General features: G+C 68.8%; 12 protein-coding genes. 5 read left to right on the forward strand and 7 right to left on the reverse strand.

What is annotated here, in order from left to right; translation table 11 throughout:
• The first annotated feature begins 43 nt into the window (after nt 1–43).
• The 4 genes from AC0QTQ_RS02565 (at nt 44) to AC0QTQ_RS02580 (ending at nt 4,568) form a co-directional block, all read left to right on the forward strand.
• On the forward strand, nt 44–1,060 hold the full coding sequence (locus AC0QTQ_RS02565) for an amino acid ABC transporter substrate-binding protein (protein ID WP_480258119.1): 1,017 nt from the start codon (nt 44–46) through the stop codon (nt 1,058–1,060).
• Between the two features lie 127 nt (nt 1,061–1,187).
• Nucleotides 1,188–2,450 (forward strand): amino acid ABC transporter permease, encoded by a 1,263-nt coding sequence (locus AC0QTQ_RS02570; RefSeq protein ID WP_480258120.1) that lies wholly within the window; start codon nt 1,188–1,190, stop codon nt 2,448–2,450.
• A 727-nt stretch (nt 2,451–3,177) separates the two neighbouring features.
• Nucleotides 3,178–3,765, forward strand: a complete 588-nt coding sequence (locus AC0QTQ_RS02575; RefSeq protein ID WP_480259183.1) for an amino acid ABC transporter permease — start codon at nt 3,178–3,180, stop codon at nt 3,763–3,765.
• An 11-nt stretch (nt 3,766–3,776) separates the two neighbouring features.
• Nucleotides 3,777–4,568, forward strand: a complete 792-nt coding sequence (locus AC0QTQ_RS02580) for an amino acid ABC transporter ATP-binding protein (RefSeq protein WP_121531603.1) — start codon at nt 3,777–3,779, stop codon at nt 4,566–4,568.
• Nucleotides 4,569–4,693: 125 nt separating this feature from the next.
• Here the strand turns inward: AC0QTQ_RS02580 and AC0QTQ_RS02585 are convergent, their stop codons facing one another.
• The 3 genes from AC0QTQ_RS02585 to argB are packed head-to-tail and all read right to left on the reverse strand — an operon-like array spanning nt 4,694 to nt 6,701.
• On the reverse strand, nt 4,694–5,215 hold the full coding sequence (locus tag AC0QTQ_RS02585; protein WP_480258121.1) for a SixA phosphatase family protein: 522 nt from the start codon (nt 5,213–5,215) through the stop codon (nt 4,694–4,696).
• Complete coding sequence (locus AC0QTQ_RS02590; protein ID WP_480258122.1) at nt 5,212–5,826, reverse strand: ferredoxin; 615 nt, start codon at nt 5,824–5,826, stop codon at nt 5,212–5,214. Before AC0QTQ_RS02590 ends, AC0QTQ_RS02585 begins: the two co-directional genes overlap by 4 nt.
• A complete protein-coding gene (argB, locus tag AC0QTQ_RS02595) occupies nt 5,823–6,701 on the reverse strand; it encodes an acetylglutamate kinase (protein WP_480259184.1) in 879 nt (292 codons plus the stop codon). The genes AC0QTQ_RS02590 and argB overlap by 4 nt, the downstream gene beginning before the upstream one ends.
• Before the next feature lie 128 nt (nt 6,702–6,829).
• Here argB and AC0QTQ_RS02600 point away from each other — a divergent pair, with 128 nt between their 5' ends.
• On the forward strand, nt 6,830–7,561 hold the full coding sequence (locus tag AC0QTQ_RS02600; RefSeq protein WP_121531610.1) for an SDR family NAD(P)-dependent oxidoreductase: 732 nt from the start codon (nt 6,830–6,832) through the stop codon (nt 7,559–7,561).
• Between the two features lie 167 nt (nt 7,562–7,728).
• Here AC0QTQ_RS02600 and AC0QTQ_RS02605 read toward each other — a convergent pair whose 3' ends face one another.
• The 4 genes from AC0QTQ_RS02605 to AC0QTQ_RS02620 all read right to left on the reverse strand — a co-directional run bounded on the left by AC0QTQ_RS02605 (nt 7,729) and on the right by AC0QTQ_RS02620 (nt 12,276).
• Nucleotides 7,729–8,919 (reverse strand): glycosyltransferase family 2 protein, encoded by a 1,191-nt coding sequence (locus AC0QTQ_RS02605; RefSeq protein ID WP_480258123.1) that lies wholly within the window; start codon nt 8,917–8,919, stop codon nt 7,729–7,731.
• Entirely contained in the window at nt 8,916–9,908 is a 993-nt protein-coding gene (locus tag AC0QTQ_RS02610; protein WP_480258124.1) for a glycosyltransferase family 2 protein, read from the reverse strand. Before AC0QTQ_RS02610 ends, AC0QTQ_RS02605 begins: the two co-directional genes overlap by 4 nt.
• Nucleotides 9,909–9,919: 11 nt before the next feature.
• A complete protein-coding gene (locus AC0QTQ_RS02615) occupies nt 9,920–10,456 on the reverse strand; it encodes a hypothetical protein (protein ID WP_480258125.1) in 537 nt (178 codons plus the stop codon).
• A gap of 98 nt (nt 10,457–10,554) precedes the next feature.
• Nucleotides 10,555–12,276: a glycosyltransferase family protein gene (locus AC0QTQ_RS02620; RefSeq protein ID WP_480258126.1), complete on the reverse strand. Its 1,722-nt coding sequence runs from the start codon at nt 12,274–12,276 to the stop codon at nt 10,555–10,557.
• Between the last annotated feature and the right edge of the window lie 70 nt (nt 12,277–12,346).

Genomic DNA, 12,346 nt, shown 5'->3' on the forward strand with positions numbered 1-12,346 from the left:
CTTTTGCCGCCGTCCGCTGGCGGAAACTCAGGAAGAGGTACACATGAAGAAATCGGTATTCTTCGGCACGCTGATGGCGGCCGGTCTGACCGCGGGCATCGCTTCGGCGACCACGCTCGAGGACGTCAAGGCCCGCGGCGTGCTGAACTGCGGCGTGAACACCGGCCTCGTGGGCTTCGCCGCTCCCGATGCCAACGGCAACTGGTCGGGCTTTGACGTCGCGCTGTGCAAGGCTGTCGCGGCCGCCGTCCTGGGCGACCCGTCGAAGGTCAAATATGTGCCGACCACCGGTCAGACCCGCTTCACCGCGCTGACCTCGGGCGAGGTCGACATGCTCGCGCGCAACTCCACCTGGACCTTCTCGCGCGATACCGACCTGAAGATGGATTTCGCCGGCGTGAACTACTACGACGGTCAGGGTTTCATGGTGCGCAAGGACAGCGGCATCACCTCCGCCAAGGAGCTCGACGGCGCCTCGGTCTGCATCCAGACCGGCACCACCACCGAGATGAACCTCGCCGACTATTTCAAGTCGAACAACATGACCTATCAGCCGATCGCGGTTGATTCGAACGCCGAAGGCGAACAGCAGTACTTGGCTGGTGCCTGCGACGCCTACACCACCGACGCCTCGGGCCTGGCCGCCACCCGCGCCGCCTATGCCGATCCGGAAAACCATATCATCCTTCCGGAAATCATCTCGAAGGAGCCGCTCGGGCCGGCCGTGCGCCATGGCGACAGCCAGTGGGGCGATATCGTGCGCTGGACCCTCTTCGCGCTGATCGCGGCGGAAGAATACGGCATCACCTCGGCCAATATCGACGAGCTGGCCAAGGGCACCGAGAACCCCGAGATCAACCGCATCCTCGGCGTCGAAGGGGACCTCGGGCCGATGACCGGCCTCGAGAAGGACTGGGCCGTGAAGGCGATCAAGGCCGGCGGCAACTATGGCGAGATCTTCGCCGCCACCATCGGCGAGTCGACCCCGATCGGCCTTGCCCGCGGCCTGAACGCGCAGTGGACCCAGGGCGGGCTGATGTACGCCCCGCCGTTCCGCTGATAGACTGACCGCAAGGGGCGTCGCGTCGCGGCGCCCCTCTGCCATGAAGACGTAACCTGCCGGCGGGGCCTGACTCCATCTCACACGGGCAAAAGCCCGGACACCGGACAGGAACAGGGGATACACCATGACCAGCGCCTCCGACGCGCCGGACCGAGGGTTCCGGCTCAGTCAGCTTATCTACGATACCCGATACCGCTCGCTCACCATCCAGGTCATCACGCTGATCGTGGTGATGGGGGCGGCGGGCTGGCTTGTCGACAACACGATCCAGAACCTCAGGGTTCTCGGCAAGGACTTCAACTTCGGGTTCCTTGACAACCGCGCGGGCTATGACATCGCGCAGTATCTGATCCCCTACACCAACGATAACACCCATGCCCGGGCGATGCTGGTGGGGCTGCTGAACACGATCTGGGTGTCGCTGCTCGGCTGCGCCACCGCGACGGTGATCGGCATCTTCGTCGGCGTGCTGCGGCTGTCGAAGAACTGGCTCGTCGCGCGGCTGATGACCGTCTATGTCGAGACCTTCCGCAACGTGCCCGTGCTGCTGTGGATCCTGGTCGCGATGGCGGTGCTGACCGAGATCACCCCGGCGCCGAACGCCTACAAGGTGAACCCGGCGACGGGCGAGGCGAGCGCCTCGATGATCCTCGACTCGATCGCCTTCACCAACCGCTATACCGCCATCCCCTCGGTCAGCTTCGAACGCTCGCTCGGCGTGATCGACACCGCGTTGGCGCCGGTCTCGCTCAACGTGCTGGCAATCGTGCTGGTGCTCGCGGGCGCGATCTGGGTGAACCGCAGGCTGCTGGCCCATGCGAGCGCGGTGCAGGATGCCACCGGCGCCCGGCCGGCGACCTGGTGGAAGAGCCTGCTGATCCTTCTGGGGCCGCTCGCCCTGCTGCTGGCCGCGCTTGGCTTCCAGCTGCACGAGCCCACGCTCAAGGGCTTCAACTTCACCGGCGGCACCAATGTGTCGAACGCCTTCGTCGCGCTCTGGGCCGGCCTGTCGCTCTATACCGGCGCCTTCATCGCCGAGATCGTGCGCGCCGGCATCCTCGCCATCTCCAAGGGCCAGACCGAGGCCGCCTTCGCTCTTGGCCTGCGGCCGGGCAAGACGATGCGGCTGGTGATCCTGCCGCAGGCGCTGCGGGTGATCGTGCCGCCGCTGATCTCGCAGTTCCTGAACCTGACCAAGAACTCCTCGCTCGCCATTGCGGTGGGCTACATGGACCTGCGCGGCACGCTGGGCGGCATCACGCTGAACCAGACCGGCCGCGAGCTCGAGGCGATCTTGCTGATGATGCTGATCTATCTGGCGATCTCGCTGGTGATCTCGGGGGTGATGAACCTCTACAACCACAAGGTCCGGCTGAAGGAGCGCTGAGATGAGTGACACGTCGCACAGTGCCGTCTTCGTCCGCAAGACGATGCTTCCCCCCGAACCCGCGCCGGCGCGGCAGACGGGGTTGTCGAAATGGGTGCGCGAGAACCTGTTCTCGAGCTGGCTGAACACGATCCTCACCCTCGCGGGGATCGCCGTGATCTGGGGCCTCGCCAGCCATTTCTACCCCTGGTTCCGCCATGGCGTGTGGAATGCGGCCTCGCTGCCCGAATGCCGCCAGATCATCGCCGCGCGCTGGGGCGAGGGCGCAACCGGCGCCTGCTGGGCCGTGATCCATGCCCGCTGGACGCAGTTCATCTTCGGCTTCTACCCGCCCGAGCTGTTCTGGCGCCCGGTGCTGACCTTCGGGCTGATGCTCGTCGCGGTGGCGCCGGTGCTCTTCACCCAGCTGCCGCGGGGGATGCTGAAATTCTCGGCCGTGTTCCCGCTTCTCGCCATCTGGCTGCTCTGGGGCGGCTCGATCTGGCCGGTGGTGATGATCGCCGCGGGCTTTGCCGTGGGCTATCTGGTGGCCCGGATCCTTGCCCATTGGGGGATGATCCTCGCGATCCTGGGCGCCGTCGTCGCGGCGGTGCTGTTCTGGATCTTCGTGCCGGGGCCGGTCGACGAGCTCCTCGGCCGCGTCGCGCCGATCGCGCTCGAGCCCGTGGCCTCGCGCCAGTTCGGCGGCTTCCTGCTCGCCATCACGCTGGGCGCGGGCGGCATCGCGATGTCGCTGCCGCTCGGCATCCTGCTGGCGCTTGGCCGGCAGTCGGACATGTTCCTGATCAAGACCTTCTCGGTCATGTTCATCGAGTTCATCCGGGGCGTGCCGCTGATCACGCTGCTGTTCGTGGCCTCGCTTCTGCTGAACTACTTCCTGCCGCCGGGCACCAACTTCGACATCATCTTGCGGGTGATGATCCTCGTCACGCTGTTCTCGGCCGCCTATATCGCCGAGGTGATCCGCGGCGGGCTCGCGGCGCTGCCGCGCGGCCAGTACGAGGCGGCCGACGCGCTTGGTCTCGACTACTGGAAGGCGCAGCGGCTGGTGATCCTGCCGCAGGCGCTGAAGATCTCGATCCCGGGCATCGTCTCGACCTTCATCGGCATGTTCAAGGACACCACGCTCGTCACCTTCGTGGGCCTGTTCGAGCCGCTGAAATCCATCCCCGATTCGATCCGCGCCGACATCTCCTGGAAGGGCACCTACTGGGAGCACTTCATCTTCGTCGGCGCCATCTTCTTCATCCTCAACTTCAGCATGTCGCGCTACTCGATGTATCTCGAGCGCAAGCTGAAGCGTGACCATCGCTAAGGAGTTCCCCCATGTCGGAACCGCACATCGAGCGCCCCGTCGACCGCAGCAAGCTGCAGGTCTCGGACGAGGTGGCGATCCAGATCGAGAACATGAACAAGTGGTACGGCCAGTTCCACGTGCTGCGCGACGTGAACCTGACGGTGAACCGGGGCGAGCGGATCGTCATCGCCGGGCCCTCGGGCTCGGGCAAGTCGACGCTGATCCGCTGCATCAACCGGCTGGAAGAGCATCAGTCGGGCAAGATCATCGTCGATGGCACCGAGCTGACCTCGGATCTGAAGAACATCGACAAGGTGCGCTCGGAAGTGGGGATGGTGTTCCAGCACTTCAACCTGTTCCCGCATCTGACGATCCTCGAGAACTGCACCCTCGCGCCGATCTGGGTGCGCAAGGTGCCGAAGAAGGAAGCCGAGGAAACGGCGATGCATTTCCTCGAGAAGGTGAAGATCCCCGAGCAGGCGCACAAGTATCCGGGCATGCTGTCGGGCGGGCAGCAGCAGCGCGTGGCGATCGCGCGCTCGCTGTGCATGCGGCCACGGATCATGCTGTTCGACGAGCCGACCTCGGCGCTTGATCCCGAGATGATCAAGGAGGTGCTCGACACGATGATCGAGCTGGCCGAGGAGGGGATGACGATGCTGTGCGTGACCCACGAGATGGGGTTTGCGCAGGCGGTGGCGAACCGGGTGATCTTCATGGCCGACGGCCAGATCATCGAGCAGAACAACCCCTTCGACTTCTTCAACAACCCGCAGTCGGAGCGGACGAAGCAGTTCCTGAGCCAGATCCTCGGGCATTGAGCCCGGGGCAGGGAGGGGGCGCTGCCCCCTCTGCGCCTGTGGCGCATTCACCCCCGAGGTATTTCTGGCAAGGCGAAAGCCATGAAGGAAGGCCGGGAGGGGATGGCAGGGGCGCTTCGGCGCCCCTATTGCTTGCGGTTCGACGGGGTGAAGAAGTCGAGAAGCGAGCCCCGGCCCGGGTGGACCTGCGACCAGCGGTCGATCTGGAAGTCGATCACCGCCGTCGCGCAGGTCGGGAACTTGCGGAAGTCGGGGTCGAAGACCGGGCGCGAGGGCAGGCGCGCGGCGAAGGCGGCGATGCCGGGGTTGTGGCAGATCATCATCACGGTGGGCGCGGTCGCGGTCTTCAGCACCGAGAGCAGCACACCCGGATCGGCGTGGTAGAGCTCTTCGATGAAGCGCACCTCGGGCAGCGATTCGAGCACGGCCGACTGCACCCCCGCCCAGGTCTCGCGGGTGCGCAGGGCGGTCGAGCACAGCACCTCCTCGGGTTCGAGGCCGCGCGAGGCGAGGAAGTCGCCAAGTTCTCGCGCCGCCGCCCGGCCGCGCGCGTTCAGCGGGCGGTCGATGTCGGGCGTGTCCGGGTCGTCCCAGCTCGACTTCGCGTGGCGGGTGAGGATCAGGCGACGATAGCCAATTGGAGTCATGCGTGAAAATTCCTCATATGCCAGGCGGATTGCTCGGGCAGCCTGCCATAGGATCGGCTGAGGGGGCAAGCCCGGCGCACGGCACATCCGGTGCTGCGGCACGATGTCCCCGCGGGGCGGTCGAGGAAGCCGTGGCAGCCCGGCACGTCGTACCCCGCGGGGGTGAGGGCGCCGGCCGGGCAGGCCGTGGTGCAGGGGGCGGCGCAGCCGGTGCAGGGATGGGGCGCGGGGCCAGGCAGCGCGGCGCGGCCGGGCAGTGCGATGGCGCCGCGCAGGCTGGCCCAGAGGCCCATCTGCGGATGCACGAGCAGATGCACGGGCGAGGCGAAGAACTGCCCCGAAGCCAGCGCCCAGCGGTAGAAGGGCGCATGGGGCGGCCCGCCGAAGGGAAAGAGGGCGCGGGCGCCGTGATCGGTGGCGATCCGCCCGATCACCCGCGCCGACCAGCGGTCGACCGGATCGGGGCCGCCGTCGGCCCATTCCGGGCCGGCGGTCAGGTGTGCCCAGAAGCCGGGTTCGGCCGGGGAGAGGAGGAGAAGCGTTTCCTCCCCCTCGTGCAGCCGGCCCGCGACGAAAAGCCGCTCGGCTGCAAGATCGTCTGCGAGGCTCACCGCCGGCGCGGCGTCACCCGCGGCGTGGTCGAGCGGATCATCGACCCCGCGCCATGCTCGGTGAAGAGCTCGAGCAGGCAGGCGTTCGGCACGCGGCCATCAAGGATGACGACGGCCCGCACGCCCTCCTTCACCGCCTTCAGCGCGGTCTCGACCTTGGGGATCATGCCGCCCGAGATCGTCTCGTCGGCGATCAGCGCGGTGACCTCGTCGGGGGACATCTGGGTGATGACCTCGCCCGACTTGTTCTTGACGCCCGCGACATCGGTCAGCAGCAGCAGGCGATCGGCCTGCAGTGCCCCGGCGATCGCGCCCGCGGCGGTGTCGCCGTTGACGTTGAAGGTCTCGTTGTCGTTCACGCCGGTCGCAACCGGGGCGATGACCGGGATGATGCCCGCCTCGTAGAGGTCGCGGATCACCTGCACGTTCATCTCGACCGGGCGGCCGACGAAGCCGAGCTCGGGGTCATCCGCCTCGCACACCATCAGGTCGTCGTCCTTGCCCGAGATGCCGACCGCGCGCCCGCCCTGATCGTTGATCGCCTGCACGATGCGCTTGTTGACGAGGCCCGAGAGGATCATCTCGACCACCTCGACGGTGGCCTTGTCGGTGACGCGCTTGCCGCGCACCCAATCCGACTTGATCCCGAGCTTGGCCAGCATCTCGTTGATCATCGGCCCGCCGCCATGCACGACGACCGGGTTCATGCCCACCTGCTTCATCAGCACGACATCGCGGGCGAATTCCGCCATCGCCTCGTCGTCGCCCATGGCATTGCCGCCGAATTTCACGACGACCACGGCGCCGGTGTAGCGCTGCAGGTAGGGAAGCGCCTCGGACAGCGTCCGGGCGGTGGCGATCCAGTCACGGTCCATGGTCTGCTTTCTCATGATCTGCCCCCGGGGAAAGTCGGGGAAGTGTTACGGCCAAACGCCGGGCCTGCCAAGGGCATTGCCAATGCCGCCCGGGCGATTACCTTCGGGGGCGAAACACGGAGGTCACGATGGACGAGCGCAGGGTGATGCTGCTGACGGGGGCGAGCCGGGGGATCGGCCATGCCACGGTGAAGCGATTCGCGCGCGAGGGGTGGCGGATCATTACCTGTTCGCGCCAGCCCTTTCCCGAGGAATGCCCCTGGGGCGGCGGGCGCGAGGATCACATCCAGATCGACCTCGCCGATCCGTCGAAGACGATCGAGGCGATCGAGGAGATCCGCGCGCGCCTCGACGGTCGGCTCGACGCGCTGGTGAACAACGCGGGCATCTCGCCCAAGGGGCCGGGCGGCAGCCGGCTCAACTCGATCGAGACCGACCTGCGCACCTGGGGCCAGGTGTTCCACGTCAACTTCTTCGCGCCGATCGTGCTTGCCCGCGGGCTGAAGGACGAGCTTTCGGCGGCGAAGGGGGCGGTGGTCAATGTCACCTCGATCGCGGGCTCGCGCGTGCACCCTTTCGCGGGTGCCGCCTACGCGACCTCGAAGGCGGCGCTGAAGGCGCTGACCCGCGAGATGGCGCATGATTTCGGCCCGCTCGGCGTGCGGGTGAACGCGATCGCGCCGGGCGAGATCGAGACCTCGATCCTGAGCCCCGGCACCGAGAAGATCGTCGAGACCCTGCCGCTGCGCCGCCTCGGCCAGCCGGCGGAAGTGGCCGATGTGATCTGGTTCCTGTGCACCCAGGGCTCGAGCTATGTCACCGGCACCGAGATCGAGGTGAACGGCGGTCAGCACGTGTGAGCGGCCCCGGGGGCGCTGCCCCCGGACCCCCGGGATATTTGGAGCAATTGGAAGGGGAAGCGGTTTTCCATGCTTCCAATTGCCCGAAATATCCCGGGGGTGAATTTCGCGTCAGCGAAAGAGGGGGCTGGCCCCCTTGCACGCTCGATGGCGCGCGTGCGGGGCGGTCAGAGCGTGTCGATCGCGGGAAGCGGTGGCGCGGCTGGGTGCGGCAGGGCGCTCAGCGCGCGGAACCGGGCGATTTCGCTCAGCCCGGACACCTGGGCGCCCAGACTGTCGAGCCTGGCGTGCAGCGCCGCCACCTCGGCCGCGAGCGCCTCGGCTGCGGCCTGTGCCGCGCGTCCGCGCGCCGCCTGCTGCCAGCAGCCGACGGTGGCGGCGATCTCGCCGCGGCGCAGGGCGGACGCCTGTTGCGGCGTGCTGTTGGTGGCGTCGAACTGCGCCGCGACCCGGTCCCACAGTGCCTGCGGCACCGGCGCCAGGGCCCGGGCGGCGCGATCGGCATAGACCCAGCAGGCCTCGGGCTGCAGCCGTTCGAGATGCCAGGTCATGTTGGTCAGCAGCCAGCGCAGCGCCGCCTCGGCATGGGGGCTGTCCCAGTCGCCAAGGAGCGCCCGGATCGTCTCGAAATGGGTGAAGAAGGCCGCAAGCCCGGTGCCGGTGGCCGACATCGTCTGCCCGGCCCGGTTCACCCGGTGAAAGCACAGCACCCGATCGAGAACGGCGATCGAGCCGGCCTTCAGGCACACCGCCCAGTGGAAGGGGTTGTCCTCGAAGAAGAAATCCCCTTCCGGGAAGCGCAGCCCCTCGCGGCGCAGGAAATCGGCGCGGTAGAACTTGCGCCAGGGCACCGCGATCATCTCGAGCGCGCAGGCGCGGGCGGGTTCGGTTGCGCCGCTGGGCAGGGTGGCGGCGCGCGCCCAGGCGGCGGGGTCGGCGGGGCGGCGGCTGGTGCCGGTGGCCTCGTCGTGCTCGAGGTAATTGCCGATCAGGATCTCGGCGCCGCCCGTCTCGAAGGCGTCGCGGCAGGCGGCAAAGCCTGCAGGCTCGAGCCAGTCGTCGCCGTCGACGAAGAAGACCGCCTCGCAGGCGGGATCGGCCAGGGCGTGGAAGAGCCCGGTGTTGGCGGCAATGCCGACGCCGCCGAAGGTGTTGGTGCCAAGCGCGATCAGCTCGGCCTCGGCGGCGCCGAGATGCGCGCCGAGGCTGCGTTCGAGATGCCCGGCGGTGCCGTCGCCCGAGCCGTCATCGACCACCAGCACCCGGTCTCCGGGGCGGGTGCAGGCCGCGACCGAGGCGAGGCAGCGGTCGATATAGGGCAGGAGGTCGAAGGCGGTGACGATGAAGGTGGTTCTCATGGCGCGCTCCCCGACAGGTAATCGTTGAGGCGTGCGGCAAGCCCCGGGTCGCGGGTGGCGATCAGGGTGAAGAGCGGCAGCCCGACCCCCGCCCGCAGGAAGCCCTGTGCCTTCCAGCGGAAGGCGGGGCGCAGCGCGGCATCGAGGCCGGTCTCGATCCAGTGGAAGAGGGCGAGGTGGAACTCGGCCACCGCCTCGGCGAACAGCGCGGCGCGGGTCGGATCGGCCACGAGGTCGGCCTGCACCGGCTCGAGCGCGCGAAATACCTCGAAGCGCTCGGCACCGGTGCGGTTGGTCAGCCGCCGGCCGTCCTCATGCACGAAATGCTCGGCGCAGAGCTGTGCCGTGGCGAGGATCCGGCGGGCCTGGAAGAAGCTGCGCCAGTGCAGCTCGATGTCATTGTGCACCGCGATCTCGGTGCAGCGGATGCCGGTCTCGCGCAGGAAGCCGGTGCGATAGACCTTGTTCCAGGGATAGGCCGAGATCCGGGCGAGCCGCGCTGCCGCCTCGGGGCGCAGCAGCACCGGCCGCTCGGGGATGCCGGCGAGGCTCCAATGCAGCTGGTCGGTGTCGAGCGGTCCCGGCCGGCCCGCGGCGCGCAACCGGCTGTCCACATGGCGAAAGAGGCAGAAGTCGAACCCGGGCGTCTCTGCCGCCAGCAGCATCTCGAGCAGGCCCGAGAAGGCCGGCAGCAGCAGGTCGTCGGAATCGAGGAAGAGCACATGCGAGGTCTGCACCTGCGCCAGGCCGAGGTTGCGCGCATGGCCGGCGCCGCGCTGCAGCCCGCTGCGCAGCCAGCTCAGGCGCGGGTCCCGGGCAAGCTCGGCCAGGCCGAGCGCCTCGGCCGAGACCGGCTCGTCCGAGCCATCATCGACGACGATCACCCGCACGCCCTGCGGCAGCGCCATGAGCTGGTGCAGCAGCCGCGCCAGCCCCTCGGGGTCGTTCCAGACCGGGATGACGACCGAGAGGCCGGGCTCGGACAGCATGGCGGCGACGCTCAGAGCGCGAAGACGCGCAGGTCCTGCAGGTCGATCGTGCCGTTTTCCGGGCGGAAGAACAGGATCAGTTCCCGCCACGGCGCGGGCGCCGCTAGGCCGGGATGATCGGCCAGGCTGAGCGCGTCGAGATGCAGGCTCGGCTCGGTGTAGGCGATCGCGGTCTTGCGGAAGAAGATGTCGTCGAAGCCGCCCTCGCGACCGTTGCGCAGGCACATCCGGAAGGTCTGCGACAGCGGCGCCTTGCTGCGGATCGCCACGCCGAGAAGCATCTTGCCGTCGAGCGGGCAGTCGTTGAGGTTGATGTGCAGCCCGAGCCAGCGCGCCTTGCCGGCGATGTCGAATTCGGCCTTCAGCAGCTCGCCCGGACGGCTGGTCACGGTGACCGTGGTCGGGGCCTCGGGGTCGGTGTCGAAGAACAGGCCCGGAACCAGCGGTTCCTGTGCCGGTTGCGGGGCCGGTTCCCGGGTCAGCTGCCGCAGCACCGCGAGGCGCGAATTGACGCCGGACTCGGGGCCGAGATCGAGGCTGTCGGACATGAAAGATTCCTTCCTTGGTGCCCGGAAAAACGAAAATTCGGGGTGTTTCCGGGCCTTGTTCACCTGCTTCCAGAGTTAGGAGCGGGAGCGGTGGATTGTCAATCTGGCGAAAGGCCGGGCGTGGGGTGGCGGCGAAGGCGTCGCACCTGCGTCAGGATTTCGGCGGCGCGCCGGGCGAAATCATGCCGGTCTCGGACGGTCTCGTGCAGCGCTGCGGCGCGGCGACGGCGATCCTCCGGATGGGCGAGGAAATGGCGGATCGCGGCGTCGAGTGCCGGCCCGCTGTCGACCTGCACGAGCGGATCGCCGAAGATCTCGGCGCCCTCGATCCGGTCGGAGATCACGAAGCCCCCGGCCATCGCCACGTCGAACAGCCGGTTCGACAGGAAGCCGTGCTGCGCCATGTCGGGCCAGTGGTCGTTCAGCACGATCCCCGCCCGACGATACCAGGCGCCGAGGTCACGGTTCGGGATGGTCTCGCCGCGCACCAGCCCGGCGAAGGGCGTGCTTTCCCATTCGGCGCCGTAAAGGGCCGGGGTGTGGCCCTGTGCCACCGTCTCGGTCACGATCCAGCGTTCGGCGCGGCGCGAATTGCCGACGAAGAGCAGCGGATGGGCGGGGACGGGGGCCGACGGGGGCGCGGCGGTCTCGGCGGCGAAGCGCGTCGGGTCCGAGCATTGCAGCAACGCCGAGACCCGCGGCCCGAGGATCGGGCGCAGCTTGCGGGTGTAGCTGTCCGAGGCGACGAAGACATGATCGTAGCCCGCAAGCTCCTCGGGGGCGATCCGGCCCGGGTGGCTGATCATCCACATCAGCCGCAGCGCCGGACCGAAGCGCGGCGCCGCGCGCACGCCGCGCAGCAGCAGCGTGGCATCGGGAGCGAGAGCGGCGGGGCGGTCGGCGAGCGCCCCCCAGGCGTCGGTGAGGCAGATCTCGGCGCGCGCGCCCTGCGCGGTCAGCGCCGCGGCGAGGCTTTCGGCAAAGTGGAAATCGCCCCAGCGATAGGCGCGGGCCTGGTCGGGGGCGGGGCAGAGCAGCACGATGTGCAGCGGCCGTGCCGCGACGGCGGGGGCCATCTGCGGCAGGGGCTCGGGCAGCGGCACGAGCAGCGGATCGGGCCCGGTCCGTTCGCTGCCCTGCGCGTTCTCCGCGACAAGCGCGGCGAGCGTGTCGGCACTGCTGTCCTCGCTGGCGGGGGCCAGGCGCAGCCGGCCCTGCCGCAGGGCATCCGCCTGCTCCCGGGCAAGGGTGCGGGCGATGACGTGATCGGGGCTGGTGTCGAGCACCAGCCAGTCGCTGCCGGCGAGGGGGGCGTGCAACCGGGCGCGGACGGCGGGCAGGTCGGCCGCCGACTGGGCGGTCAGCACCAGCGTGCGCCCGGGCGGCACCGGGCCGAGGCCGAGGCGCCGCGGATCGGGATCGAGGCCGCGGGCCCAACCCTCGCGGGCGTAATGCAGGATCGGCGCCTCCTGTGGCGCGATGCGCCGGGCGGAAAGCGCGTCATAGCCGGCCGGGTCGAACCATGGGGCCGGCCGCTCGCCGCGCCGCCAGCCGTCCTGCAGATGCGCGCGCAGCGGCGCGGGCGCGGCGGGATCGGCGGGGTCGAACAGGCACTGCAGGCGGCGCAGGCTTTGCGGATCGGGGCAGAGGCCGGCCCAGGACTTCAGCTCGGCCGGCTCGTCGCCCCAGAACCGCGCCGTCTCGAGCCAGTGCGCCCCCCGCTGCGCGGCCTCGGGCAAAATGCCGCACAGCCGCTGCAGGCGCAGCGCCAGAAGCGGGGCCCGGGCGAGCGGAAGAAGGCGGAACGGCGGAAGGGTCATCTGCGCGCGTGCTTGACTGCAAGCCTTTCTGGAAAACGAGGCCGCGGGTGTCAATCACCCCGGTCGGGAT

This window comes from Paenirhodobacter sp. YD-8, from assembly GCF_056590935.1.